Annotated in this window: 27 protein-coding genes; 19 read left to right on the top strand and 8 right to left on the bottom strand. The window is 57.9% G+C overall.

What is annotated here, in order from left to right; translation table 11 throughout:
- Positions 1-49: 49 nt before the first annotated feature.
- The 3 genes from O77CONTIG1_RS04925 (at position 50) to O77CONTIG1_RS04915 (ending at position 3,716) form a co-directional block, all read left to right on the top strand.
- On the top strand, positions 50-1,492 hold the full coding sequence (locus O77CONTIG1_RS04925) for a carotenoid oxygenase family protein (protein ID WP_068508561.1): 1,443 nt from the start codon (positions 50-52) through the stop codon (positions 1,490-1,492).
- A gap of 124 nt (positions 1,493-1,616) precedes the next feature.
- Entirely contained in the window at positions 1,617-2,192 is a 576-nt protein-coding gene (locus O77CONTIG1_RS04920) for a DUF3038 domain-containing protein (protein ID WP_068508557.1), read from the top strand.
- Positions 2,193-2,252: 60 nt separating this feature from the next.
- Positions 2,253-3,716 (top strand): DUF4335 domain-containing protein, encoded by a 1,464-nt coding sequence (locus O77CONTIG1_RS04915; RefSeq protein ID WP_084782198.1) that lies wholly within the window; start codon positions 2,253-2,255, stop codon positions 3,714-3,716.
- A gap of 237 nt (positions 3,717-3,953) precedes the next feature.
- Here the strand turns inward: O77CONTIG1_RS04915 and O77CONTIG1_RS04910 are convergent, their stop codons facing one another.
- Positions 3,954-4,241: a YggT family protein gene (locus O77CONTIG1_RS04910; protein ID WP_068508555.1), complete on the bottom strand. Its 288-nt coding sequence runs from the start codon at positions 4,239-4,241 to the stop codon at positions 3,954-3,956.
- Positions 4,242-4,536: 295 nt separating this feature from the next.
- Between O77CONTIG1_RS04910 and psbX the strand changes: the two genes are divergently transcribed.
- From psbX to O77CONTIG1_RS04885, 5 genes are all read left to right on the top strand, one after another.
- Positions 4,537-4,656 carry a photosystem II reaction center X protein gene (psbX, locus tag O77CONTIG1_RS23310; protein WP_084782195.1) on the top strand — a complete coding sequence of 40 codons (120 nt, stop codon included), beginning with the start codon at positions 4,537-4,539 and terminating at the stop codon, positions 4,654-4,656.
- A gap of 319 nt (positions 4,657-4,975) precedes the next feature.
- A complete protein-coding gene (locus O77CONTIG1_RS04900) occupies positions 4,976-5,899 on the top strand; it encodes a Ycf66 family protein (RefSeq protein WP_225894689.1) in 924 nt (307 codons plus the stop codon).
- Between the two features lie 124 nt (positions 5,900-6,023).
- A complete protein-coding gene (locus tag O77CONTIG1_RS04895) occupies positions 6,024-6,599 on the top strand; it encodes a TolB family protein (RefSeq protein ID WP_225894688.1) in 576 nt (191 codons plus the stop codon).
- Between the two features lie 131 nt (positions 6,600-6,730).
- On the top strand, positions 6,731-7,621 hold the full coding sequence (locus O77CONTIG1_RS26655) for a TolB family protein (protein ID WP_197673325.1): 891 nt from the start codon (positions 6,731-6,733) through the stop codon (positions 7,619-7,621).
- 373 nt (positions 7,622-7,994) lie between these two features.
- Positions 7,995-9,443 (top strand): trypsin-like peptidase domain-containing protein, encoded by a 1,449-nt coding sequence (locus tag O77CONTIG1_RS04885; RefSeq protein ID WP_068508550.1) that lies wholly within the window; start codon positions 7,995-7,997, stop codon positions 9,441-9,443.
- A 16-nt stretch (positions 9,444-9,459) separates the two neighbouring features.
- Here O77CONTIG1_RS04885 and O77CONTIG1_RS04880 read toward each other — a convergent pair whose 3' ends face one another.
- Positions 9,460-9,648, bottom strand: a complete 189-nt coding sequence (locus tag O77CONTIG1_RS04880; RefSeq protein WP_068508548.1) for a chlorophyll a/b-binding protein — start codon at positions 9,646-9,648, stop codon at positions 9,460-9,462.
- Positions 9,649-9,698: 50 nt separating this feature from the next.
- Positions 9,699-10,802 carry a succinate dehydrogenase/fumarate reductase iron-sulfur subunit gene (locus O77CONTIG1_RS04875; protein ID WP_068508546.1) on the bottom strand — a complete coding sequence of 368 codons (1,104 nt, stop codon included), beginning with the start codon at positions 10,800-10,802 and terminating at the stop codon, positions 9,699-9,701.
- 1,746 nt (positions 10,803-12,548) lie between these two features.
- On the opposite strand from O77CONTIG1_RS04875, the gene O77CONTIG1_RS04870 reads away from it, so the two are divergent.
- The 5 genes from O77CONTIG1_RS04870 to O77CONTIG1_RS23300 all read left to right on the top strand — a co-directional run bounded on the left by O77CONTIG1_RS04870 (position 12,549) and on the right by O77CONTIG1_RS23300 (position 17,165).
- Positions 12,549-12,947 carry an AbrB family transcriptional regulator gene (locus O77CONTIG1_RS04870; protein WP_068508539.1) on the top strand — a complete coding sequence of 133 codons (399 nt, stop codon included), beginning with the start codon at positions 12,549-12,551 and terminating at the stop codon, positions 12,945-12,947.
- Positions 12,948-12,955: 8 nt separating this feature from the next.
- The gene (locus O77CONTIG1_RS04865; RefSeq protein ID WP_225894687.1) at positions 12,956-13,822 is read left to right on the top strand and encodes a CPBP family intramembrane glutamic endopeptidase; all 867 of its coding nucleotides are present in this window, start codon (positions 12,956-12,958) and stop codon (positions 13,820-13,822) included.
- A 271-nt stretch (positions 13,823-14,093) separates the two neighbouring features.
- Positions 14,094-15,509, top strand: coding sequence for an ammonium transporter (locus O77CONTIG1_RS04860; RefSeq protein WP_068508535.1), 1,416 nt, complete (start codon positions 14,094-14,096; stop codon positions 15,507-15,509).
- A gap of 22 nt (positions 15,510-15,531) precedes the next feature.
- Complete coding sequence (locus O77CONTIG1_RS04855) at positions 15,532-15,954, top strand: hypothetical protein (protein WP_068508533.1); 423 nt, start codon at positions 15,532-15,534, stop codon at positions 15,952-15,954.
- A gap of 146 nt (positions 15,955-16,100) precedes the next feature.
- On the top strand, positions 16,101-17,165 hold the full coding sequence (locus O77CONTIG1_RS23300; protein ID WP_225894686.1) for a L,D-transpeptidase family protein: 1,065 nt from the start codon (positions 16,101-16,103) through the stop codon (positions 17,163-17,165).
- Positions 17,166-17,181: 16 nt separating this feature from the next.
- Here O77CONTIG1_RS23300 and O77CONTIG1_RS04840 read toward each other — a convergent pair whose 3' ends face one another.
- The gene (locus tag O77CONTIG1_RS04840) at positions 17,182-19,602 is read right to left on the bottom strand and encodes a heavy metal translocating P-type ATPase (protein WP_068508529.1); all 2,421 of its coding nucleotides are present in this window, start codon (positions 19,600-19,602) and stop codon (positions 17,182-17,184) included.
- Positions 19,603-19,790: 188 nt separating this feature from the next.
- Positions 19,791-19,949, bottom strand: coding sequence for a hypothetical protein (locus O77CONTIG1_RS24190; protein WP_156434947.1), 159 nt, complete (start codon positions 19,947-19,949; stop codon positions 19,791-19,793).
- Between O77CONTIG1_RS24190 and O77CONTIG1_RS24185 the strand changes: the two genes are divergently transcribed.
- Positions 19,942-20,115, top strand: coding sequence for a hypothetical protein (locus tag O77CONTIG1_RS24185; RefSeq protein ID WP_156434945.1), 174 nt, complete (start codon positions 19,942-19,944; stop codon positions 20,113-20,115). The two genes, O77CONTIG1_RS24190 and O77CONTIG1_RS24185, sit on opposite strands and share 8 nt — an antisense overlap.
- A 24-nt stretch (positions 20,116-20,139) precedes the next feature.
- Here the strand turns inward: O77CONTIG1_RS24185 and O77CONTIG1_RS04835 are convergent, their stop codons facing one another.
- A complete protein-coding gene (locus tag O77CONTIG1_RS04835; protein WP_068508528.1) occupies positions 20,140-20,823 on the bottom strand; it encodes a hypothetical protein in 684 nt (227 codons plus the stop codon).
- A 413-nt stretch (positions 20,824-21,236) separates the two neighbouring features.
- Between O77CONTIG1_RS04835 and O77CONTIG1_RS04830 the strand changes: the two genes are divergently transcribed.
- Together O77CONTIG1_RS04830 and O77CONTIG1_RS04825 are read left to right on the top strand one after the other, a co-directional pair.
- Entirely contained in the window at positions 21,237-21,941 is a 705-nt protein-coding gene (locus O77CONTIG1_RS04830; protein WP_068508527.1) for a Crp/Fnr family transcriptional regulator, read from the top strand.
- 160 nt (positions 21,942-22,101) lie between these two features.
- The gene (locus O77CONTIG1_RS04825; protein ID WP_068508526.1) at positions 22,102-23,019 is read left to right on the top strand and encodes a branched-chain amino acid transaminase; all 918 of its coding nucleotides are present in this window, start codon (positions 22,102-22,104) and stop codon (positions 23,017-23,019) included.
- A gap of 21 nt (positions 23,020-23,040) precedes the next feature.
- On the opposite strand, the gene O77CONTIG1_RS04820 is transcribed toward O77CONTIG1_RS04825, so the two are convergent.
- Positions 23,041-23,463, bottom strand: coding sequence for a Fur family transcriptional regulator (locus O77CONTIG1_RS04820; RefSeq protein WP_068508525.1), 423 nt, complete (start codon positions 23,461-23,463; stop codon positions 23,041-23,043).
- On the opposite strand from O77CONTIG1_RS04820, the gene O77CONTIG1_RS04815 reads away from it, so the two are divergent.
- Genes O77CONTIG1_RS04815 through purQ form a run of 3 tightly spaced genes read left to right on the top strand, consistent with a single transcriptional unit; the run spans position 23,462 to position 24,671 of the window.
- Positions 23,462-23,668 carry a hypothetical protein gene (locus tag O77CONTIG1_RS04815; protein ID WP_068508524.1) on the top strand — a complete coding sequence of 69 codons (207 nt, stop codon included), beginning with the start codon at positions 23,462-23,464 and terminating at the stop codon, positions 23,666-23,668. The genes O77CONTIG1_RS04820 and O77CONTIG1_RS04815 overlap by 2 nt on opposite strands.
- Before the next feature lie 37 nt (positions 23,669-23,705).
- Positions 23,706-23,966 carry a phosphoribosylformylglycinamidine synthase subunit PurS gene (gene purS / locus O77CONTIG1_RS04810; RefSeq protein ID WP_068508523.1) on the top strand — a complete coding sequence of 87 codons (261 nt, stop codon included), beginning with the start codon at positions 23,706-23,708 and terminating at the stop codon, positions 23,964-23,966.
- Positions 23,967-23,972: 6 nt separating this feature from the next.
- Positions 23,973-24,671 (top strand): phosphoribosylformylglycinamidine synthase subunit PurQ, encoded by a 699-nt coding sequence (purQ, locus tag O77CONTIG1_RS04805; protein WP_068508521.1) that lies wholly within the window; start codon positions 23,973-23,975, stop codon positions 24,669-24,671.
- A gap of 19 nt (positions 24,672-24,690) precedes the next feature.
- Here purQ and O77CONTIG1_RS04800 read toward each other — a convergent pair whose 3' ends face one another.
- A complete protein-coding gene (locus tag O77CONTIG1_RS04800; RefSeq protein WP_068508519.1) occupies positions 24,691-25,470 on the bottom strand; it encodes an ABC transporter permease subunit in 780 nt (259 codons plus the stop codon).
- Between the last annotated feature and the right edge of the window lie 86 nt (positions 25,471-25,556).

Genomic DNA, 25,556 nt, shown 5'->3' with positions numbered 1-25,556 from the left:
CCCGTATCCCACGAGTACGCTACGCTATCGCTAGCAGCCTTCAGCGATTATGCGTTCCGTTTCTGCCAGTCTCCACTCCCCAACATCCTCACCTGCCTGGGCCGCAGCGGTTCTGCACACGGCCCAAGAATTTTCGCCCACCCCCCTGCCTGTTCTAGAAGGGCAGGTTCCTTTTGGACTGCAAGGCACGCTCTATCGCAACGGGCCAGGGCGGTTGGAGCGCGGCGGGCAGCGCATGGGACACTGGTTCGACGGTGACGGGGCGATTCTGGCGGTGCGGTTTGCCAAGGGCGCGGCTACGGCCACCTATCGCTATGTGCAAACGGCGGGCTATCGGGCAGAGGAAGCGGCGAGACGGCTGCTGTTTGGAAATTACGGCATGACCCCGCCAGGGCCGCTGTGGGCAAGATTTGGCAAATCGCCTAAAAACGTGGCGAATACCGCCGTCCTGGCACTGGGCGATCGCCTTTTGGCGCTGTGGGAAGCCGGACTGCCCCACGCGCTCGACCTGGAAACCCTGGAAACCCTCGGCGCGGAGAACGTCGCTGGACTGGACGGGCTGCCTTTTTCGGCCCATCCCAAGCGCGACGGCCGCACGGGAGAAATTTTTAACTTTGGCTTGTCCTTTGGGCACAGCGCCGTGCTAAATCTCTATCACTGTGCAGCAGATGGCACAGTGAAGCGGCGGGCGGCAATTCCGCTGGAGGGTATTCCGCTGGTGCATGACTTTGTGCTGGCGGGACGATACCTCGTGTTTTTGGTGAATCCGGTGCGGATTAAGGCGCTGCCGCTGTTGCTGAATCTACAAAGCGCCAGCGATGCCTTCGCCTGGAAGCCGGAGATGGGTACGCAAATCTGGATCTTTGATCGGGAAAGCCTGTCCCTGGTTAGCCGGGGCGAGGCAGAACCCTGGTTTCAGTGGCACTTAGGCAACGGCGCAGAAACGGCAGAGGGAGACATCCTGCTGAATCTGGTTCGCTATCCCGATTTTTCGACGAATCAGTTCCTCAAGGAAGTCGCTACAGGCCACACCACCACCCGCACCACGGGCACACTGTGGGAACTGCGCCTCGATCCGCAGTCTGCCAGGGTGCTGGGCATGAGCGCTGTGGTGGAGCGGGGCTGCGAGTTTCCCACTGTTGCACCGAGAGACGTGGGGCAGCCCTGGAAGCACACCTACCTCACGGTTCACCTACCGAAAGCGGAGGAGCAAGGAGAGCTGTTTGGGGCGATCGCCCGCTATGACCACACCACCGACACGCTCACTGTCGCCGCCGCCGGGCCCCGCCGCTACGTCGTGGAGCCAATTTTTGCGCCCGATCCAGAGCATCCTGCTCAGGGCTGGCTGCTGACGGTGGTCTACGATGGCAATCGCCACCAGAGCGAGGTCTGGATCTACGCGGGCGATCGCCTAGAAGCAGGCCCCATCTGCCGGCTGGGGCTGCCCAGCGTCATCCCCATCGGCTTCCACGGCACTTGGCGATCGGCATAGTTGCAGCCTGATCCTCCAGCCAACGCGGTACGATTGGAGGGAACTCGACCGCTGATTCTGCGCGTCTGGTTTCAAGACCTGTAACCGAGTCTCCTTCGCGTTACGCCTGCCTTAGTCTAGACTTATGCCGCCGACCACCAAGCCCCGCGCCTCTGTGCAGGACGCGCTGCCCCTAGCCAACCAGCCCGACCCCGCCCAGCTAGACAGCATCAAGGCTCAGCTTGACTTGGTGCTGCTGGCGCTAGAGGCACTGGCGGGCATTGGCTCCGACGCGATGCTCCAGGCAGCAGAAACGCTAGGTTTGACGGAAGTCGTTGCCGATCGGGTAGCGCTGTGGCGGCTGCGACAATCCAGCCCGCTGCGGAAGGGGCAAGGGCGCAAACGCATGGACGTGGACGAAGCGCGATCGCTCGTGCTGATCATCTGCCACCTGGCCCAGCAGCACCAGGAACTCATCCGTCGGGCTGTCACGCTGCTAGAGCAACTCACCGAGCAGGGCCGCGAACCGCACCAAACCGCGCTCTTGGGCGACTACCTCGACACCTTCCACAACACCTATCAGGAGCGGATGGACGACGATGCAGTGACTCCTGACCATCTCACCTACCTCGCCCTCAAGCTGCTGATCGACCTGCTGTTTTATAGCACCCCGCATGGCCCCCGGCGGCTGTGGCTGGCGCTGATTGACCGAGCTAAGTGAACCGCAGAGCCGTCCCTGATTTTCCTCCGAACCCTTGATCCCTCACTGCCAACGCCTAACATGCCACCTGCCGTTCTCCGACGATACACCCCCCCAACCTGCACGCTAGAGGTGCGGGCCACTGGGTCGGCGCTGTCGCGCTGGACTGATCAGACGGTCATGAAAAACGTGCGGTTCAATCTGCGGTTTGACGATCCGCGTCGCCCGACAGAGCAGCAGTTGGAGGTACAGGGCGATCGCCGTCAGCTAGAAGCGCTGCACGCAACCGTCAGCGAGTATGTGGCGCGTCTGCTTGGTTCCGATGCAGGGTTGGCGGATGAGGCACTGCTGCGGCTGGCCCCAGAGCGATCGCCCTTGGTCGCAGTGGTCGCCCAAGGTCTGCCGGAGGACAAGACCCCAGCTCAGGGCCTTGAAATCGTCAATCGCGACGGGGTAGACCTGCGGGTTGGCGCAGAAGGCATCCAACTGAAGCCGCTAGGTCTGCTGGCCCATGAACTGCATCTAGGGACGCTGGCGGCGAGCGCAGCGGTAGACACGGTTCGCCTTAGCACAACGCAGTTGGTGGATCTGGCAGAGGCGCTAGATGCCTACACAGCCGAGTCGCTAGCGGTAGATTTGCCCCATGTTGGGGGAACGAGGCGATCGCCCGAATGGCTGCGGGTGGCCGCGGTAGCCGTGCTGGCTGTCGGGGTGACGGGCAGCATTGCCAAGTTTGTGATGGACGTGAACGCACCGCCCAGCGCAACGGTTGCCACAGAAAACGCAGAGCCATCGGAACTGAGCGCAAACCAGCCTGCGCCAGAAGCCTACAGCACCACAACGCTTCCTGAAGCAACCGCCCAGGTTCCCAGCCCCGCCGCGCTGCCCAGCCCGCCGCCGATCCCCACCATTCCGCCAGGAGCCACCCTGCCGCTGCCCACTCCGCCTACTGGAGCCGCTCCCGGACAAGCCACCCTCCCGCAGCCCGCACCCCAGGCAGCCCCAGTCCGCCCGCCAGCAGTCCCAGCCGCGCCGCCCCAGGTCATTCCCCAGCCACCTGTCCAGCGTCCGGCGGCGGCTCCTGCTCCAGTGCTGCTTCCCGAAGATCCCGCCGCAATAGCGCGAACCGGGGATTTGCCTGACCCAACTGTGATGGGCCTGCCAGAAGAAAACGCTGAAGCCGCCAGCGGCTCCTTTGCTGCCGACTCGTCCCGACCCGACGCAGCGATGCGTTCTGCCCCGTCCCGTTTGTCCACGGGCAGCATTCCCCAGGTTGGCGAAGCACAGCAATACTTTCAGTCTCGCTGGCAGCCGCCCGAAAACCTGAACCGGGCGCTGGAATATCGCGTGATTGTCGCTGCAAACGGCGTGGTGCAGCAAGTTGTTCCTCTGGGCGAAGCAGCAGGCATTTACGTCGATCGCTCTGGAATGCCGCTGATGGGCGAAACGTTGGTGTCACCCCTGCCCACAGGTCGCCGCGCCACGCTGCGGGTGGTGCTGTATCCCGATGGGCGAGTGCAGACCTTGCTGGAAGGCATAGAGTAGGGGGCGACAGCAGGGGTAGTAAGCAACAAGAACGTGAGGGAGAAGACACACAATTCCTCTCGTCACATTAGTCCCGCTCTAAATTCTTAATTAGGTTAGGACTTACGCAGTTGGACGAGTTCTTTCGGGCGCAGACCACGAGAACTCGTCCAAAACCCAGAAAATTTGATTGCAAATGCGTAAGTCCTAGTAGGTATCTTACGGATGTCTTAATAGATGTCTGTCTTAATAGATGTCTTAATAGGTGAGCATGGTTAATAAGCCCTGCTGCCCTAGGAGCAGTTCGCGGAGCAGGCTAAAAATGCCAACCCAGATGATGGGGGAAATATCAACCCCTCCAAAGGGTTTGACGATTTTTCGGGTGGGCGCAAGGAAGGGTTCCGTTGGCAGCGCCACCAGCTTAAATGGCATTTGGGTCAGGTCGATCTGGGGATACCAGGTGAGGACGATGCGAAAAATGCAGAGGAGAATCATCAGCCCCAGCCCAAGGCTTAATACCAAAGAAGCGATCGCCACCGAAGTCATAGCTCAACCCGCCATATTTGCTAAAACGGCTAACCCAAATTCCCGAAAGACCGGCTCCCAGAACCCAGATTTCTGAGAAAAGTCAGACAAGATTGTTACATTTAGCAACCCTCTCGACTCCCATTTTACGCTGAGCCTGTGTCCGTTAGCCGACTGTCGTGCCGTCATTTTAGGGCGATCGCTCTCCCGTCAGCAGCCTCACCAAAAATCCTTTCCCGCAAAACGCTTCTCAAGCGGTTAACCGACCGATAGAATTGTTTATAACAAAGTCGCCAAACTTTAAGGTTAAACACCCATGACTCCCTCTTTGATGAACTTCTTCTACAGCTTGCTAGCTGGCCTCCTGATTGTGGTTGTGCCAACAGCAGTCGGTCTCATCTTTATCAGCCAAAAGGATAAAATTCAGCGCTCCTAGTGCTTCTGTAAGGATAATTCCGAAGCTGCCTCTGAGGCTGCTGACGATCTGACTTTGGCGGGCCGGTTGTGTGCTCCCGAGTCGGCGCAACGCGGAGATAGGTGTCTGGGCGAGCAAGTCTCGCCCAAACTTGTTTAATAGGGCTAGCATAAAAATGCAGTGTTCTGAACCGGCTAGACAAGCTAGACAGGTACTTTGGGCACGGCTGCTTATCGATGCGGTGGTGCTTTCCTTGACAAATCGTTAGGATGAGAGTCGCTAGGGTTAGGGCAGATTAAGGGAGAAACTATAGATGTTGGTGGATTTCGGACACGCTGCGATGGGAATGGTCAGTGCCGCCTGGATACAGCCCCAACCCGTTCTGGCACAGGTGGTGTTTGGCGGCAATCCGGCTGCCTTTCTGGGAATTGCTCTGGCAGTCGGTGGCGCTGGGCTCTACTTCTTGCGAAACTTTCGCCCGCAGGTTGCCCGCGATCAGGACATCGCGCTGTCCGCTGTGTCGCTCTTGTGTGGAACGATCCTGATGTTCCAGGGGTGGCGACTCGACCCGATTCTGACCTTTGGCTTTTATCTGATGGCTGGTGCAGCGACGGCCTTTGCGCTGGAAACGCTGCGCCTGCGGGGGGCGACGACCGAGCAAGCCAAGCGCTTTGGCGGGGGTGGGCAAATCGTAGATGATGAACGTCCGGTTAGCCGCGTCTATCGCGCTGAGCTAGACGAATTGGGCGCAGTAGATGAGCGTCCGGCTAGCCGACGCATCCGAGCCAGCCGCGACTATCGCACTGAGCCAACGGAAGATTACGGCAGCAGCAGCCGTCGCCCCGCCATTCGCGGCAGTGCCGATCGCTCTGGTTCTTCTAGCCGTCGTCGCCGCAGTTCTGGAGAGACTCGCCCACCCGTCCGCCCAGAGCGCGACGCTTGGGATGACGACTATAGCGCTTCATCCTATGGGCGCGATCGCTCTTGGGAAGAGCCGTCTACCGATTACAGCAGCGATTATTCTTCTGACTACGCTTCCGGCTATTCTGCCAGTGACTACGGCAGTGACTATGCTTCGAGCCGCAGCAGTTCCCGGTCGAGCAGTCGAGACTCTGGTTCCCGCCCCCGCCGTCCTCGCTCAGTAGAGGATGTCAATGCTCGCTGGGACGATGATGAGCCTGCACGCCCCTCGGCTGATTATGTCGATTATCAGCCGGTGGATTATTCCGATGACGAGGCGGACAACTCTTCTAACTTTGATTAGGGTCTGGACTGGGACCTGGCACTGGGATTGGCATTGGGGCTGGCGCAAGTTCTGGAAGTCCCTGTATTTTAACTGGGCAGGGTTCACACCCCTTAGGCGATCGCTGGGCTGGAAGTTTTGTCAAATGATGGCCCGATTGCGGCGCTTCCATCAGGCGATCGCCCTCCGTGCTGCTGTTCGCTCCGTGCTTCCGGTTCTAGCGCTACTCCTGCTGGGTCTGAACACCGCTTGCAGTCGGGCGATCGCCATTCAGCCAGAGCGCTCTGAGCCACCCGTACCGCTCAATAGCCGCTATACCGACGAACAGCCCGCCCTCAGCGGCAATGGGCAGTATGTGGCATTTGTCTCGAACCGCAAGGGCAATCGCGGCATTTTGCTCTATGACCTGAAGCGGCAGCAGTTTGTCGATTTGCCCCGGCTGAATCGATGGGATGCTGTCGCCGAACATCCCAGCCTCAGCAACACCGCCCGCTATATTGTCTACGTTGCCAGCGGCAGTGGTCGCCCAGAGGTCGAACTCTACGATCGCATCACCAAGCAAGCTCAGGTGCTAACCTCTGGCTATCGCGGCTGGGTGCGAAACCCCAGCATCAGCCCCGACGGGCGCTACGTCGCTTTTGAGCTAGGCCGCGACGGCAAATGGATGATCCAGGTGTTAGATCGGGGCCCCGGCATCGAGCCAGACTTGCTGGACGGCTGACCGTGCTATGCTGACTCCTTGCCCCTGGCTGAATTCGCTCCGATGTGCGCTAGAACTGGAACAATGGAACTAGACGCAGCAGGGCAAGGCCCATTGCAGCGATCAATGTTCGATACGCCCGGGTTGATGTTGTGAGATATCTCCGATGGGTGCTGGCGATCGCCCTCCTGTTGCTGCTGGGCGGCTGCACCTACCCCCACCTGCTGAACCTACCGTCCGATGCCAGCGGGCAGACCCTCAACAGTCCCTTTGCCCAGCAAGAGCCGCAGCTATCGGGAGATTATCTCGTCTTCGTTTCCGACCGAAACGGCAGCCAGGATGTCTATCTCTACGACCTGCCGCATCGTCGCTTGGTGGATTTGCCCGGCCTCAACGCCATCGACATGGCCGCAGAACATCCCAGCGTTTCGGCCAATGGACGGTTCATCGTGTTTGCGGCCAGTCGCCAGGGGCGACAAGATATTTATCTCTACGATCGCCAGATTCAATATCGCCGCAATCTGACAGATGGACTCAATGCTAGCGTCCGCAACCCCAGCATCAGCGCCGATGGGCAGCGCATCGCCTACGAATCCAACGCCAGCGGCCATTGGGACATTGTGCTGTGCGATCGCGCTGGCAAGCCCCTCGATTTATCTGCAACTCCTCTGGATACAGCCTCACCGGATGAGAAATCGCCGAGTGGAAAATCGCTAGGTGAAAAATCGCCAGGTGAGAAGCTTACTAAAGCAAACCCGGAGCGTGAGGCATCGCCCGCTTTTCCGCTGCCCCTCGAGCCGCCACCCACAGATGCCCCAGCGGTTGACTCGGCCCTGCCAAATTTCGCCCCATCAGCCGCAGAGCCGCAAGCGTCTAATGCCCCGCCGCAAGCGTCTGACGAGGCTGCGCCCAGTCCGGCGATCGCCCCGCTGCCCCCGCCCCCTCCAAACTCTCAATCTCCACGCTCTCAAATCGACGCGCCTGTAACGTTTCCTGAAGCCGTTGAGTTAACCGGACAACTGTCTGGAGCCAATGAAGAATGAGACAATGAAGCACCTCGCAAGGGCGATCGCCCCCAGTCCGCGGGGACAAATCTGCTTCCCTAATCCCAGACATCTTCGTATGCTTTTGCCGTTTCCAGATGACGAGTTCGCGGGTTGTTGTCAAAATGGGAACCATAGCCAGTAGAACCCTGGCAAGGGCGATCGCCAAATTCTGAGTTGCCAAATTCTAAGTCACCAGATCTTGAGTCGCCAGACCCCTGTTCAGATTTGTCCCCTCACGCAGCGTCATTGACGCACCGCGCTGATAGCCGGGATGGTTCCTGCCATCGGTCTTCACGCCGAATGGTCTTCACCACTGCTTGAAACGGCTTAAAACACTGTCTGCTTTTGCACTGCATTTCCTCTCCTCACCATGAGCTATTTCTTGTTGCGCCAAGTCACCTCCGGTCTGCTCGCCTTCGGCACCTTGGGTAGCGTCTTGCTGGCTGATGTAATCGTTCCCGCTCCCACTAGATTGGGCGCTCGCGGGGTAGCCCAGGCGCAAGACATCGAAGAAGTCAACGTCCGGGTCTATCGACAGGCTAGCCCTGCGGTCGTCTCCATCCAGACGCAGACTAGCACGGGCAGCGGCAGCATCATTAGCCCAGACGGGTTGATTCTCACGAATGCCCATGTGGTCAGCAATGCTCGGCAGGTGCGCGTGATTTTGGCAGACGGGCGGCGGCTCGATGGAGAAGTGATTGCCTTTGCAGAGGGCGGGCTGGATTTGGCGGCAGTGCGCGTGCGGGCGCAAAATCTGCCGACGGTTCCCCTAGCCAACCCCGGTTCTGTAGAAGTCGGGCAGCGGGCCTTTGCGATTGGCACCCCTTTTGGGCAGTTTCAGGGCACCTTTACAACGGGCATCGTCAGCCGTTTGGATACAAATCGGGGACTAATTCAGACGGATGCCGCGATTAATCCTGGCAACTCTGGTGGGCCCTTGCTCAACAGCCAAGGGCAAATGATTGGAGTCAACTCGGCAATTTTTTCGCCACGAGGCACATCGGGCAATACGGGCATCGGATTCGCAATCTCGATGGATCGGGTGCAGCCGTTTTTGGTGGCCGTGCGGGAAGGTCGGGCCCCCCGCACCGCGCAGCAGGCTCCCCAACTGGGCGGCGGACCAAACGCCCGACGGATTACGCTGAATGGCGCTCCGGTTCAGGGGGTCTTGTCATCGAGCAGCGGTGTGTTGTCTTCCGACGGCAGCTTCTTCAACGCCTACACGTTTCAAGGACAGGCGGGGCAGGAAGTGACGATTGAAATGACGAGCCGCGAGGTGAATCCGTATTTGATTTTGCTGCGCCCTGATGGCAGCGACCTAGCTCAAGATAATGACAGCGCGGGCGATCGCAACGCTCGGTTAACCGCTGTCCTGCCGGAAACGGGGCTATACACCATCCTGGCGAACACCTTTGAAGCCGGGGAAACGGGTCGCTATCGCCTCAGTGCGATCACCGGCGCTGGCTCAGGCACCGCCACCACGCCCCCCAGTCCCAATACCCGTGTCCTGCTTCAGGTTGAGGGTTCCCTGGGCCCCAACTCGCTGGTTTGGGCAGAAGACAATAGCCTGTATCAGGAATATGCACTGGATGGACGAGCCGGACAAACCGTGACCATCACGATGGAGAGCATTGAGTTTGACACGTACCTGATCCTGCTAGATGCCAACGGCCGAGTCGTCGGGCAAAACGATGACGAATCTCCAACCAGCACAAACTCTCGGCTGACGGTAACGCTGCCGCGCACGGGCACCTATCGCATCATTGCCAATGCTTACGATCGCAACGGGCGCGGACGCTACGTGCTGACGGTTCGCTAAGGATTCGCCCTAGGGATCAGCGCAGCCCAATCCACGTAAAAAAGTCTTGCCGGGTAAATAGCTCCAGCAGCAGCAGCGCCACAAAGCCAATCATGGCAAAGCGGCCGTTGATTTGCTCGGCATAGCGCGTCCAGCCAAACGCTGGCTCTGGCTGTGGTACTGGGTCGAGTGCGGGTGGATTGGGCTTGGGGGTTTCAGTTGTCATAGCGAATTCAAAACAAGAGAAATGGTTCAAGAATAGAACGAGTGGCAGGCTCAGAGTTGAGGCGGGCGACTGGGTGTAGAGGCAGACTCGACGGCCTGAACTGCTTCGATGAGCGATCGCACTTCGCCCGTACCCTCCGACGGCTCGAACCGCAGCGGCAATTTGCCCCGCACCAGCATCCGCAGACCCAGCGGGCCAAGGCTGACCAGCCCTTGCAAATCGCGGAACGAATTGCCGACTACCGCCAGTCCAAAGCGCCGTTCATCGATCCAGCCGCCCTGTTTCACCAACTCCACAAGCACCTTGCGATGGCGCACCGATCGGCTGGTGCTAGCATCCTTGCGGTCGAGAATTTCCTGCTTAATCTTGCTGATCTGATCCAGCGGCGCAACCTCCATCGGGCAGACGGAATTGCAGTAATAGCAGCGGGTGCAGGCCCACACGCCAGATTCGGGCTGGTTGTAGTCCTCTAGCCGGGCTTCGGTTTGGGCATCGCGAGAGTCGGCCACCATGCGATAGGCCTTGGCTAGGGCGTGGGGCCCTACAAAGTCTGGGTTGACCTCACGGGCATTGCATTCGGAATAGCACGCGCCGCAGAGAATACAGTTTCCTGTTTGATTCAGGCGATCGCGCTCCTCTGGGGTTTGCAAAAACTCGCGTTCGGGCACCTGTCGTCCCGCCGTGCTGACATAGGGATCGACTGCCTCCAGCCCGTCCCAAAAGCTCTGCATGTCCACGACGAGATCCTTAATCACCGGCATATTGCCCATCGGCGCGATGAAGAAAGTGGGGACTTCGTGTAATGCGGCATCTGCCCCTGCCTCTGCGGATGCCGCCACAGAAATCGCCTTGCCGCTATGACCATTTTGCTCAGCGGGGCGATCGCCCATTGCGGCAATCGCTTGCAGCCGCGCCATCTCGCTGCCGACGCTTTCTTTACAGGCCAGCGCCGAGCGTCCATTAATCCGCATTGAGCAACTGCCACAGATCGTATTTCGACAGTTTTTGCGGAAGGCAAGCCCCCCGTCCTGCTCCCACTTAATGCGGTTCAGGCAGTCCAGGATCGTATTGCCGGGGTCTACCTCTAGCTCGTAGGTGGCCGTGTAGGGAGCCAATTTTTCATGTTGCCGAAGAATCTTGAATTGAACGCGCATGGGCTGTGGGTTGCGAGTAAGCGGGGAATGGTCGCCAGCCCGTTGCCAGACTAAACGGGCATTGTGAAACGGAAGCTGCGAGCGACTGGCTGCCCAATTTTGACAAGGGGGTCTAGAAGAAACAAACAGATGGATTTCGTCTGCTTGATTTCGTCTATTTGACTTTGTCGGTTTGATTTCGTCTACCGGTTGCTTCGCTTAAAACAAGCGGGGGATTGTTCTAGATTGTTCTGCCACTATCCTAGTCTGAAACGGGAAATCTTGGCTGCGCTGAATGCTGAACTCCATGCTCATCCCATGCTTATCTTAAGTTCATCCAGCGCTGACCCCAACCCCTGCTCTGGGAACGCATCCAGTTCAGCCTCCTACGGCGGGCGGGGTCAACGATATATTCCCAATCGAGTTAATCGAGAATGCAGGTCAAGAATTCAGGCAGAAACTGCGGGCGATCGCCCAATTTCCCCTTCTTTCAGCACTCAAGGATACCAATTCTGAAAGCGATCCGCTGCTAGGTTGATTCAGTCTGAAGGCAGGTCCAGTCCCTACGTTGAAGCACAACTTTGCTGCTATGCAAGACGGCTAATTCTTGGACAGCGTTTTTGAGGCGTTTTTGAAGCTAGTGAAGTGTGCAGGTGGTTGCGAAACTCACGTCTTTTTGGAGTAGCGCATACCTCGCCTCGCAAGAAAATGCCGTAGAAAAATTGCGACTTACCCTGGGCGATCGCCCGGATACTTTTCTGGATCTAGTTCATGTTTACTTGGTATTTTCTCAGCCCTCCATCGTTTGTCAATCCTTCAAATAGGTTATCTCGTCAATGCCAGCAGTCTTTGATAGTCGTGAAACCTTCGTAGTCTTTCTTAATTTCTAGGGATTCAACGGCATTCACAGGTAAATACCGCATTGTTTTGCATTGATTGAGCAATGGGAGATCCCAAGATTTAGTTCATAAGGCAAGTTGCACTTTACCGCAATCCAAAATTCTAGTAAATTGAAAAATTGAGAGTTCTACTATGTCAATCTGGTTTCAAGCTTGCAAAGCGGTCTCAGTTTTTTATAAAACCTTGACCTTTGATTAACGCTTTAAACTGGGTAAAGCTTAAGGCTATAATTTAGGGTATGTAGTTCAAGCTACTCTCACTTTTGTTTTGGCATTTTCCAGGTTTGGCTGCGCTTGCAAGCGTTGGGAGGCTAAGTTGAGTGTCGTAATCCTGAATCGGTGACTCTGAGCAGGTAATCCTAAGAAGATTTTTGCTCTAGATAGCCCAATGAGGTTAGCCAATAGGTCAGCCTAGAGGGGGCAGCTCAGGATAGAGATCGGGATAGATTAAGTCCAGGCCAGCATTCAACGGGACTGCTCTATTTCTATCAAGCTAAATCTTTCGAATTCTGGATGACACAGGCAAAAGCTCGTATTTTCAACGCTTTGGTGGTCAAGCTTGTGGAAAATAGTCGTCAAGCAAGGTGCGTTTAGCTTTAGCTACAGCAGTATTGAGAGCTTTCAGACCTGATATAGAGTTCCTCTCAATCTCTGCTTGAAAACCTCTCTACCGCTAGGTCTTTTTTAGAGCGTTTTGGTTCATTGGGGTACGGTAGTCTGGGTTCAAAATTTCAGAACAGCGCTGCTCCGCACCAAACATCTCCACAAAATTTCTCAAGGGCGATCGCCCACGGCAGGTTTAAGTCCATCTCGTGTTCGAGTCGTTTTTGAACATAGTCGTCTTGGAATAGAGGATGCTCTAAACGCAATGACAGAAATCGCGACATCTCCATTGACCGGAAAGGCACTGCTTCAGAAGCTAAAGGAAGTTTCGCATCTCAAGGCGCGAGATAAAGCTATTCAGTGCGGCTATCAGACCGTCGGCAAAAATCAGCAGCCTCGCGTCAACATGGCGGCTTTTTATGAGGCTTTGCTGGCAGCCCGAGGAATTTCTCTAGAAACCGGATCAGATCGAGACGGGCGCGGGCGAGAGCCGACCTATCGCGTCAGTGTCCACAAAAATGGACAGATCGTAATCGGTGCCACCTACACTGACAAAATGGGCCTAAAACCTGGCGATGAGTTTGAAATCAAGCTGGGTTATAAGCACATTCATCTCATTCAAATTGACCGCGACAAGGACGGCGAAGACTCGGATGAAGAATAGTGCTGCTCATGTTTTTTGACCTCAAATTTGATGTCGAACTGTTGGCGCTGCTGAACTTTGGTGAGGCGGCGCTCTTTTTTGCAGTGTGGATAGGTTTGGGGCTGCCGATTTTGCTGCCGATGGCGATCGCCCTCCGGTGGCGACCGGGCAAACCCATTTCACCCTCCCAAAAAATCCCGCTGCTGCTGGGACTATACCTGCTGGCTCCGGCAGCGCTGTGGATCGCCGGGCGGTTGAGTCCTCGACTTTCGGCCCGCAGCGGCTTCGAGGTCTATGGGCTAACGATGGGTGAGTCCCTGTGGCAAGGGCTAGGGCTAGGGCTGCTTATGGCGATTGCTGGCGTTGGGCTGTGGCTGGGGGTGCAGGTGGGGCTGGGCTGGAGCCACTGGCAGATGCAGCCGCCGAGCCACAGCGCAGTGATATCTCTGGTTGCCGTGGCAGGGCTGGGGCTGGTGGTGGGGTTAATTGAGGAACTGGTCTTTCGGGGATTTTTGCCGCGGGTACTGGGCTTTGACCTGGAAACGCTGACTGCTGTGGCGATCGCCAACCTGCTGTTTGCTCTGCTGCATCTGGTTTGGGACGGGCGGGCAACCGTGCCGCAACTGCCTGGGCTGCTGGTCATGGGGCTGGTTCTCAGCAGAGCCTGCTGGATCGCCAGAGGAAACCTGGGACTGGCGTGGGGGCTACATGCAGGCTGGATCATGGCGATCGCCAGCCTAGAGACTCTAGGCGCTCTAGAACCGACCGGACGAGTTCCTGCCTGGATCACGGGGTTGGATGGCAAACCGCTGGCCGGGGCGCTGGGACTGCTGCTGATGCTGGGAACGGCGATCGCCCTTGCGGTCATCTTCCAGAACCCGGTTACGGATGGTTAACTGGAATACATTTGTCAAGACGGGCTGACTTTAATATTCGCTTCATATCAGAATGCTGACCCCTGCATCGTCGGCTGCGTGCCATCGTCATCAGCCCGCGCAGGGGTTTAACAGAAGCACCCCTGAATCTTGCTGAGTCTTTTCCTGCCTCCTCACAAGCCTCTGGTTCCTCTGGCCAATCTTCACCAATCGCTGTTTCTAGCTATTTTCATTGCTGGCTATTTTCATTTTCAATAGCCTGCCGTTGACTCGTAACTCCACCTCCTAACCCATGTCACCCGAAGCACAAGAATTCCTCGGAACATTTGCCTCAGAGACGTTTTACTACTGGGCATCTGTGTTTATGCTGCTGATCCACGCCGGATTCCTCGCCTACGAGGGCGGCGCATCGCGCACCAAAAACGTCCTGGCCACGATGGTCAAAAACCTGCTGACGCTTGCCAGCGTTGGGCTTGCCTTTTTCTTCTTTGGCTGGTGGGTGTATAACGCCTTCCCATTGTTCCCCGTGACGGGCGGCATTCTTGGCCCCTGGACAAACCCTGAGCAAAGCGAAACCATCCAGTCCGCAATGGAACTGGTCGAAGCGTCTTACCCCTGGTCGCCAGCCCTAGCGCCCAACACTGGAGACCATCTGACAGGGGTCTTCTTCTTTGCCTTTGCGCTATTCGCCATGACCACGGCCTCCATCTTGTCAGGAGCGCTGATCGAGCGGGTCAAGGTGGGCGCGTACTTGGTTCTGTCCGTCGTGTTGGGCGCGTTTACCTGGGTGGTCGGGGCGGCCTGGGGCTGGAACCCCTTCGGCTGGTTTGTGACCAACCTGGGCTATCACGATTTCGGCTGCTCGGCCATCGTCCACGGTATTTCGGGCTTCTTTGCTCTAGGCGTGCTGATTAACCTGGGGCCGCGGGTCGGCAAGTATGACGAAGCGGGCAACCCGCGCCCCATCTTGCCCCACAACCTACCGCTGACGATGGTGGGGCTGATGCTGATTTTTGTGGGATTCTATGCCTTTTTAGCGGCTTGCGTCATCTTTTTGCCCGGATACACAGGTGAGACGACGATCTACGGCACGCCGATGACGCTGGCCTCGATTGGCGTGAACACTACCTTGGCGCTGGCCGCAGGACTGGTGGGAGCCTACATTTCCTCTAGGAGTGAGCCTTTCTTCACAATCTCCGGTGGACTGGCAGGCATTATTACCGTGGGTGCAGGGCTGGATCTGTACCATCCGGCGCTGGTGATTGTGCTGGCGTTCGCGGGCGCATTTCTCATGCCCAAGGTGATTGTGGCAATTGAGAAAGCAGGCATTGACGATGCCGTGGGCGCAGTCGGGGTTCACGGTGTTTGCAGACTGCTGGGAGCGGTGCTGACGGGCATCTTTGCGGCGGGCTATCCCCAAGGAGCCGACATTCCGCCCATCAATTTTGTTGGACAACTGATCGGAGCGCTGGTGTCTGTGGTGCTGCTGGGCTTTATCCCAGGCTACGGCGTAAGCTGGCTGCTGAAGCGGTTTAACCTGTTGCGGGTGTCGCGGGAAGAAGAGGTGATGGGTCTAGACATTGCCGATCTGGGCATTGAAGGCTATCCCGAATATCCCACCATGACGCTGATTTCCAGCATTACTAAAGGGGTTGGGGGCAATGGCACGCCCCAGGCTCCGACCTCTTCTGAGTTGGCGATGGATTAGGTTTAGACAGGAGATACACCCCATGAGTAGCCCGTTTTCTACATTTGAAGAGTTTTCCGCCGCAAAGGGCCCGATCTACACCTTTGCCAATAGTCCTGGCGTGATCACGTTTCTCATTTTGCTGAGCGCGTTGATTTCGCTCTATTTTCTCTACGCCTCCTTTGGCATGAAGAATGAGTTTGCTAAGCCGACGGACGAGACGGGGGCGATCGCCCTGCTGATTGCCACGGGTGTCTCGGCCCTGCTGAGCCTTGTGCCAGGATATAGCTCCAGCCCGCGCCTTGAGGCAAATGACTTGCGCCCGACGGCTGCCAAGGTTCACGCCAGCCCAGGAGCCATGCTGCCCGGTGTGCTGATGGGTCTGGCCAGCATGACGGGTCTAGCGACCGGTCGGACCAGGCAGCGCCCCAGACGGCAGACGGCTCGGTCGGTGCGTCGCCGCTAGGGTTAATCGATAGGCAGTCTCTGGATTGAAATCCTGCCAGGTTGTGATGAACTTGGCAAGCTTTTGGCTGGCAAGGCGGACTAAGATAGAGGGGCGCTGGGGCAAGTTTGAGCGATTTGAATGAATAACGATTTGAACGAATAGCGGTGGTGAGGGCGAGACGCGAATCGCTGGGAACAGTGGGCACGGACGGACAGTGGGCGATCGCCCGCGGTTTCATGATGCTATGTTTTGCGGCGGCTGGGCTGCTGGTGTTGACCTATCAGCCGTCGCGCAGCCGCTCTCCCCACGCTGCCCATCGCTTATCTGCCCCACAGCCATCTGCAACGGTTTCTCCCGTGCCGCCTGTCTCGCCTTCGGGCGACCTGCCCAGCCGTCCTGGTGGGTGGCAGCCAAGGGCGATCGCGCCGATTGTGCCCGTTGCTCCCCAGTCCGCTACACCACCCGCTCCCCAGACAGGCTCAACCCCTTCACCCCAGCCTGCTCCCGCAGCAGTTCCTTCGCCAGCGCCGCCATCTCCCTCGTCTAGCCCTGTGCCCTCTGCCTTGTCTGCTACATCCCCGCCAGCTTTGGTGCAGACGGGTTCTGCATCTCGTTCCTTATCTTCAGCACAGGTGCAGGCGGTTTCAGTTTCATCCAGGAATTCGGACAGGTCTGCTCCTGAGCGGGCGCTCGCCGCCCTAGCCACGGGCATCCTGCCGCCTACTCCCTCGCAGGCTGATCCTCGTGTCCAGCCTCGCACAGCGGGTTCCCCCCGTCCGCAAGCCTCCGGCTTTGTCCCGGTGCAATCTGCCCGCAAGACGCTGACAACGCTCCCACTGCATACGCCCCGACTGGTGGTGGATCTGAGCGATCGCCAGGTGTACTTTTATCACGGCGATCAGATCAAGGCCAGCTACCCCGTTGCTATTGGACAAGACGGCTGGGAAACGCCGCAGGGCACGTTTCGCGTCATCGATCGACAGACCTATCCCCTGTGGGAGCATCCGATTACGAAAGAGCTAATCGGCAACGACCCGCGCAACCCCCTGGGGACAAGGTGGATTAGCTTCTGGACAGACGGAGTTCACTCGATCGGTTTTCACGGCACCAACCGCGACGACTCGGTGGGGCAGGCGGTGTCTCACGGCTGCTTGCGAATGCGAAATGCCGACATCGAGGCGCTGTATGACGAAGTGGCGCTGGGAACGCCCGTGACCGTGCGGGAATAATTTTGCCAAACGTGAATTAGCGATCGCCCTTGTCTGTCAGGCGCAACAGCAGCGAATTAGTGATGACGCTGACGGAACTGAGCGCCATCAGCCCGCCCGCCGCCGACGGACTGAGAATCAGACCCAGCGTGGGCAGCAGCACGCCCGCCGCAACGGGAATACCCAGCAGGTTATAGGCAAAGGCCCAGAACAGGTTTTGGCGGATCTTGTTGAAGGTGGCGCGGCTGAGGCACAGGGCGGCGCTGATGTCCGTCAGGCGATCGCCCATTAGCACAATCTCCGAGGCCTCGATCGCTGCATCCGTGCCAGAGTGCAGAGAAATGCTGACATCCGCCTGGGCCAGCGCGGGCGCGTCGTTGATGCCGTCGCCCACCATGCCCACCCGCCGTCCCTGGGCCTGAAGCTGGGCGATCGCCGCTACTTTTTCTTGGGGCAACAGGCCAGCTTGCACGTCTTCAGGCGCAAAGCCCAACATCTGGGCGATCGCCCTTGCCGCCGCAGGCTGATCACCCGTCAACAGGCGCAATTCCAGTCCGGCTTCGCGAAGCCGCTGCACGGCGTGGAGGGCATCGGGCCGCAGTGGATCTTGCATCGCCATGAAGCCCACACACTGTTGTTCCACGCCAATGTAGACAACGGTTTTGCCCGTTTCGGCAATCGCCTCCGCCTGTTTGCAAACCGCCTCTTCTAGCGAAACGCCATTCTGCCGCAGCCAGTTTGCTGTACCCAGGTAGACCCGTGCGCCCTCTACCCGTGCAGATACACCCAGCCCGGGCTGCGTCTGGAATTCGGCGGCGGGCAACAGGGACAACGCCTGCTGCTGCGCGGCTTGGCGAATCGCCGCAGAAAGCGGGTGAGTAGTCCCGGCTTCAACCGTCGCCGCCAGTTGCAGCAGCCGCGCTGTCGTCCAGCCCGCCGCTAGCGGTACGCAGTCCGTCACCAGCGGGCGGCCCTGGGTCAGCGTGCCCGTCTTGTCGAAAACGAGGGTGTCCAAAGCCTGCGCCTTTTCCAGCACGTCGCCGCCGCGAATCAGCAGGCCCCGCTCTGCCCCCAGGCTAGAGCCAACCAGAATGGCGGTCGGCGTGGCCAGGCCCAGCGCACAGGGACAAGCAATCACCAAGACGGCGATCGCCAGCTTCAGGCTCAGCAACAGCGGCGACGGCATAGCGGCGTGCATCATAGCCGAGTCGCCAGTCATCCCCGTGTGGGCGAGGTGGGCGGTGTGGGCCGTGCCCAGCCCGATCTCATGAATACCCAGCGCGGCAATGGAGTCGTGCCAGAGGGGTAGCCCTACGAAATACCAGAATAGAAACGTCAGTAGCGCCAGCGTCAGCACGCCATAGGTAAAGTAGCCTGCCACGCTATCCGCCAGCCGCTGGATCGGCGCTTTGCGGGTTTGGGCGGTTTCGACCAGGGCGATGATTTGCGCCAGGGTTGTGTCTTTTCCGGTGCGCGTGGTGCGGAGAGCGATCGCCCCCGTTTGGTTTACCGTGCCCGCTGCCACCCGATCGCCCGCCTGCTTTAGCACCGGACTCGATTCGCCCGTCAGCATCGACTCATCGACCGTTGTTTGGCCGACCGTCACCTCGCCATCCACCGGAATTTTTTCACCTGGCAGCACCAGCAGCCAGTCTCCCACCCGCACCTGCTCTGTTGCCAGCGTCACCGACTCCTCGCCCGTCAGCGTGGCCATCGCAGCAGGAATCCGGCGGGACGTGCTGGGCTGCATTGCCGCCAGGGATTGTAGGGATGCGGTCGCCTTACTGCGGGCCTGCTGCTCTAGCGTACGCCCCAGCAAGATAAAGCCCACCAGCATTACGGGTTCATCAAAAAAGCACTCCCAGCCCAGGGTCGGAACCAGCAGCGCTACCACGCTAACGCTGTAGGCCGTCAGCGTGCCCAGGCTGACCAGCGTATTCATATTCGGTGCGCCGCGCCGCAGCCCGCGCCAGCCGTCGATCACCATGCTGCGGCCAGGAAACAGCAGCGCCAGCGTCGCCAGCCCTGCATGAAACCAGATATTGCTCAGCCCAGGCAATGTTAGTCCAAAGGCGCTGAGGTGGCCCAAAAACGAGAGAACCAGCAGCGTGCAGGCGATCGCCAATTGCCCCATCCGTTCCCGCGTTTCGCGCTGCTGGCGTTCGGCGGGTGTTTCTGTTGCCCCATTCGCCGCCGAATCGCCGCGCAGTTGAGCAGGAAAGCCAGCCGCCGTAAGGGCGATCGCCAGCGCTTCGCCCTCCACGCCCGGTTCTGCCTCCACCAGCGCCATCTCCGTCACCAAGTTCACCGTCGCCGCCACCACACCCGGCTGCTGCAACAGTTCTGTCTCCACAGCCTTCACGCAGCCCGCACACTTCATTCCGCCTACGTCCAGCGTCAGGGCTTTGCGCTCAGAAGATTGCGCGGCGAGGGCTTGCGACTTGGGAATCAGTTGCATCGGCAAATTTTACGGGGGCTAAGGATAGTTACTCTACAACGCTTACAGGAGCGAACTGGGAAACCGCCGGGAAACCCAAAGCAAATCACTTTATCTAAAGAAGGAATTCAAAGACTCACTATTCGCTTCCCTTTTCCTTCTTCCTTCTTCTCTCTTCCTTCTTCCCTCTAAATCTCACTGCCCACCGCCTACCTCAGAAGCCGTCCGCTCCAATAGCGATAGACCAAATACACACAAGCCGCCACCTGCACTGGCAGGACGACCAGCAGGCTCTTGGCCACAAAAGCGCTGTCTAGCGTGGAGAGAGCGCCAAAATAGACGGCAGCCACAGGAACCAAGGTGACCATCAATGCGAGTTTAGAAGATTTCACAGCAGGGTTCAGTGCAGTAGGCAACGGAGAAATAGCGGTGGACGAAGAGAAGCAGCGTGAAACCACTTTCTATATCCTAAAACCTGCGATCGCCAACTGGATGTCAGAAATCGCCAGCGGAATCCCAGAAGCCGAATCCTGAAAGCCGAATTCTAGAAGCCGAATCCTAGAAACTATCGGTGATGCCCGCTCCTTCGTCAGCGATACCCGAGTTGGAAAGCCCCATGACCTCCTGATAGGCGATCGCCACCGCACAGGCCGACAGGGGAATCGTTACCAAAGCACCCACCCCAAATAACAGAACTCCAACAAAGTTCAGCAAAGCCAGCACAATCAGGAAACTGAACCAGGAAAACCAGTTTCTGGAAATCACTTTGCGGCTCGACTCCATCGCATCCCAAAAATCAAACTTACGATCGACAATGAACGGGGTCGTAAACATCCAGGCGACCGCCAAGTAGACGCCTGGAATAACGAGCAAGGCAAAGCCAATTACTGTCAAAATACCCGTCACTAGGCTAGCCAGAAATAGCGGCAGAAAATGGTTGAATCCCCGGAAGAAATCGCTAAAGGTTGTGGCTCTTTGCTTCATCAGCTTGAAAGCCACGATGTAGAAACCCGCGCCCAGTGGCCCAGACAACACGCTGCTGGCAATGCTGCCCAAAGGCTTGATGCGCTCCGGCAAGATCTGCGGAATTATCGACACCAACAGCATAATCAGCGTAAACCCGGCAAAGCCGCCTGCGTTTTTCTTAAACACCTCCCAGCCTTCGCCCAGGTACTTGCCGATGTCCACCGAATAGCCGGTTTGAACGACCTCTGGAACGCTGCGTGCGCCATTTGTAAACATGACCTTGCTCCTACTGGTTTCAGGTGAATCTATCAGGTGAACCTGGATAGGCAGGTGAACCTGGATAGGGCGATCGCCCCCTCAATAAAAAATAGCTGCTAAAAAATTACCGAAAACGATGACGCAAAACCACTGCTAGAAACTGCGCTCATCATAGCCCAAGGTCAGATGCCAACCAGCCTTTATTGCTCAATGTTGCAGCCTTTTTTGTAGCCTGTGTTGCAAACTAAGGGAAAATAATTCCCATCTCACTCTCGACCGCCGCGCCCACGGCCCCAAGGTTCTGGCAACGGTTGAAAACAAACGCTCAATCCGCCTTCGGCAGACTATGGGCAGACTATGATTTAATAGATCGTTACGTGTGCCCATAAAAGCGACGAAGCTTTTGATTTCAAGCGTTTAGCAAGGCCTCCATGCCCGATCGACTTGGCCCCCGCGAATCTCGTGATGCCGCGCTGATTCGCACTGCCCCGTTTTTTGAAGGATTACCCGAAGATGCCGTGGAAAACGCCACGGTACATGTTGTCACGCGCAGCCACCCCCCCGGACAGGTCTTGCTGCTAGAAAACGACTGGGGCAGTTCGGTTTATTTCATCCTGGAAGGCTGGGTCAAGATCCGCACCTACAACCTGGACGGCAAAGAGGTGACGCTGAATATTTTGGGCAAGGGTGAACTGTTTGGTGAAATGGCTCCGCTAGATGAAGTTCCCCGCTCAACCGACGTGCTGACGCTCGTGCCGACGGTCATCGGCAACATGCCCGCGCAGGATTTTGTGAAGCTGCTGAAGACAGAGCCAGAAGCAGGCATTCGGCTGGCACAATTGATGGCCCGACGGCTACGGCAGGTAAACCGACGGCTGCGGCTGCGCGAGTCAGATAGCCAATCGCGGGTCGCGGATATCATCCTGTTTTTGGCAGATGGTCAGGGCAAAAAGGCCGAGGGCGGTATCGAAATTCCCAACTTGCCGCACCGAGAGCTAAGCAGCCTCAGCGGACTGGCGAGAGAAACCGTGACGCGCGTGTTAAGCAAACTGGAGCGCAAGGGCCTGATTGCTCGCGATCGCGACACGCTGCGAATTCCCGACATCGACGCACTAGAGCGAATGCTCATGACCTAGCCCGTTGCATGAACACTCTGTTGCAGCGTTTGTTACAAACCTTGGCTGCAAGCCTTGCTGATCATTACAAGACTTGATCGAACAATCGCCTTGCGCGTAGGCTATCCATTACGATGAAATCCTGCGGCCCCTTCAGCTTGCCGCTCTATCTTCATTAACCATGCACAATTTTCTGCCGATCGCATATTTCCGACACCAGTTCGTTCCGTTTGCCGAGGCCAACGTTTCAATCGCGACCCACGCACTCCACTACGGAACGGGCGCTTTTGGGGGAATGCGCGGCCTTCCTGATCCGCAGAATCCTGGGCAAATCCTGCTGTTTCGGCTGGATCGCCACAGCCAGCGCCTTAGCCAGAGCGCCCGCTTTATGCATTATGACCTGCCACCTGACAAGATCCAGCAGGTGATCATCGACTTTGTAAAAAAGAACAGCCCCACGACCTCTTTCTACATTCGCCCTTTTGTCTACACGTCCGATCTAGGCATCTCGCCCCGGCTCCACAGTGTTGAAAAGGATTTCTTTGTCTACGGGCTAGAACTGGGCGACTACCTTTCGCCGGAAGGCGTGAGCTGTCGCATTAGCTCCTGGCATCGTCAGGAAGACCGCAGCCTGCCTCTGCGTGGCAAGATTAGTGGAGCTTACATTACCTCGTCGCTGGCCAAGACAGAAGCCGTGGAGTCGGGCTTCGACGAGGCGATTTTGCTCAATTCTCAGGGCAAAGTCAGCGAAGCATCGGGCATGAATATTTTCATCGTGCGGAATGGCAAGCTGATCACGCCGGGGTTTGACCAAGACATTTTGGAAGGCATTACCCGCGACAGCGTGATTACCGTTGCCCGGTCGCTGGGGATTGAGGTGATCGAGCGGCCAGTGGACAAGTCGGAACTGTTCATCGCCGATGAAGTTTTTCTCAGCGGCACGGCGGCCCGCGTCACGCCCGTTCGTCGTGTCGAAAACTACGAGTATTCTCCTCAGCGCCCTGTGACCGACCAACTGCGGGACAAACTGACCGCCATCACCGAAAACCGCGACCCGGAGTTTCGTGACTGGGTGTTTGCAATTCCGCTAGAGGGCTAGTTGGCTGCGTATAGGACGGATTTAACCCTCTGCGCCTTGGTCTTGCTGCGTCGAGCTGGCGATCGCCTCCTGGCACTGGGTACACAACCCATAAAACTCCAGCATGTGGTAGTAAATCTTGAACCGGTAGGACTGATTGAGCTGCTCCTCCAGTTCATGCACTGGGCACTCGTCGATGGGCAGAGAACTGCCGCAGCGTAGGCAGGTCAGGTGGTGGCGATCTTCCTGCGTGGAACTGTAGAGCGCTTCGCCTGTGCTGAGCTGACGGCTTTGCACCACGCCCTCCAACTTCAGGGCCTCCAGCGACCGATAGACCGTCGCCAGCCCGATATTATGCCCCTCCTTTCGCAGTTCCAGAAAGATTTCCTGCGCTGAAACAGCCCGATTCAAAGTCTTGAGCAAGGTGAGAATTCGCTCTTGGTTGCGGGTGCGGCGCGTTCTCATGGCGGTTTCAGGGGGATTGGGCAATGCGGCAGCGCGAATGATTGAGTTTCGACGCAGTGGGATCGTGAGTCCTGTTCTGTCTCATCATAATCGCGATCGCCCATCCACTTGTGGGGAAACCTGCGGGGCGATCGCGCTCCGATCGCCACCAGACGCTCCAAAGCGCTATAAAATGGGATGCGAGTTTGTCCTGCTCCTGGGCTAATCCTCGCTAATCTGCTGCATTGCACCCACCCCTTCCCATGAATCAGACCTACCAGGCCAAGGTATACGTCACCCTGCGTCCCTCCGTTCTCGATCCGGCTGGAACCGCTGTACAGTCCGGACTCCAGCACCTTGGGTATGACAACGTTGGCCCGGTTCGCATTGGCAAGTATGTAGAACTGACCCTCACCGCTGCCAACGAAAGCGATGCCCGCACCCAGCTTGACCGGATGTGTGACCAGCTTTTGGCCAATCCGGTGATTGAGAATTATCGGTTTGAGCTAACCCCTAACCCCTAAACCCCCATGAAAACTGGTGTCATCGTCTTCCCTGGCTCCAACTGCGATCGCGACGCGGCAATGGTGACCCGCGATTTGCTGGGGCTGCCGACGCGGATGGTGTGGCACGAAGAGAGCGACCTGTCGGGACTGGATCTGGTGATTGTGCCCGGTGGGTTCAGCTATGGCGACTATTTGCGCTGTGGGGCGATCGCCCGGTTTTCGCCCGCGATGCAGTCCGTGGTGCAGCACGCCGAGCGGGGCGGTTTGGTGCTGGGCATCTGCAATGGCTTTCAGGTCTTGACGGAGGCGGGGCTGCTGCCGGGGGCGCTAGTGCGAAATCGGGATTTGCACTTTATCTGCGATCGCGTTTCGCTGCGCGTCGAGCGGGTCGATTTGCCCTGGACCCAGCGCTATGCACCCCAGCAGGTGATTACGCTGCCGATCGCCCACGGCGAAGGCTGCTACTATGCCGATGCAGACACGCTGGCGGCTCTGGAAGATCATCAGCAAATTCTGTTCCGCTATTGCGCGGCAGACGGTTCCCTGACGGAAGCCAGCAACCCCAACGGATCTCTGGGCCACATTGCGGGCATCTGCAACCGCCGGGGCAATGTGCTGGGCATGATGCCCCACCCGGAACGCGCCGCCGACCCCGCCTTGGGCAATACCGACGGGCTGAAGCTCTTTGAAGGGGTGCTGGCGGCGCTGAGCGTGGGGGTGTAGGAGAGATCGCGGGACGCGGCTAAAACTGGCGGCGAGAAAAGATGACCGTGGCGATCGCCAGCAGCAGCGCCGTATACAGCACCCCGTAGGCCGCGTTGGCCCACAGTTCCGATGCAGGAGGCAGAGCCGCCAAGCCATACACGGCCTGATTTTTCAGGTTGAGCCGAGCGAGGTCAGGTAGCAGCAGGTAGAGTCCCTGCGTTATCCGCTCCATCACTGGGTTTTGGCTGAGGTTGCCCAGGCTGACCAGATCGCGGCTAAAGTGCCCCATGAGGTAAATGCCCACCGTCAGGGCGATCGCCAGCAGAGAACTGGTAAACACCCCAAATAGAATCGCCACCGCCACCATCAGCGAGAGTTCCAAAAACTGGAACAGCGCCGCAATCAAGAGGCTCGCCAGCGGAAAGGGCGCTCGATAAAAGCTGACCACCGTTACGAAAATCAGCGTCATGGCGGCCACTAGCACCGCCAGCACTGCCGACAGCCCCAAATGTTTGCCCAGAATGAATTCTGCCTTGCTGACGGGTTTGGCAATCAGTACATAGACCGTACGCTTCTCGATTTCTTTGTTCACCAGGCCCGTGCCGACGAAATGGCAATCACCAGCCCCGTCAGACCCGATAGCCGCCAGCCCCACGTCTAGCAAAATCTTCAGTTCCGTGCCTGCTGCCACTTCGGGCAGCAGCGCGGCGATCGCCACCAGCGCGATCGCAAACACGCCCAGCAAATACAGAATGCGATCGCGAATCACTTCACGAAACACATTCACGGCAATCACCCACACGCGACCGAGATTCACCGTCTCCTTACTCCCTTACGTCCCAAGCCCACTCGCCTGCCGTCTGCAAGCGTATCACTCATCAACCCCGCTGGCAGTTCGCGCCG

The sequence above is a fragment of the Leptolyngbya sp. O-77 genome (assembly GCF_001548395.1).
Taxonomy (GTDB): domain Bacteria; phylum Cyanobacteriota; class Cyanobacteriia; order Elainellales; family Elainellaceae; genus Thermoleptolyngbya.
Note: the sequence above shows the minus strand (reverse complement) of the source record. Positions and strands in the feature narration are given on the sequence as shown.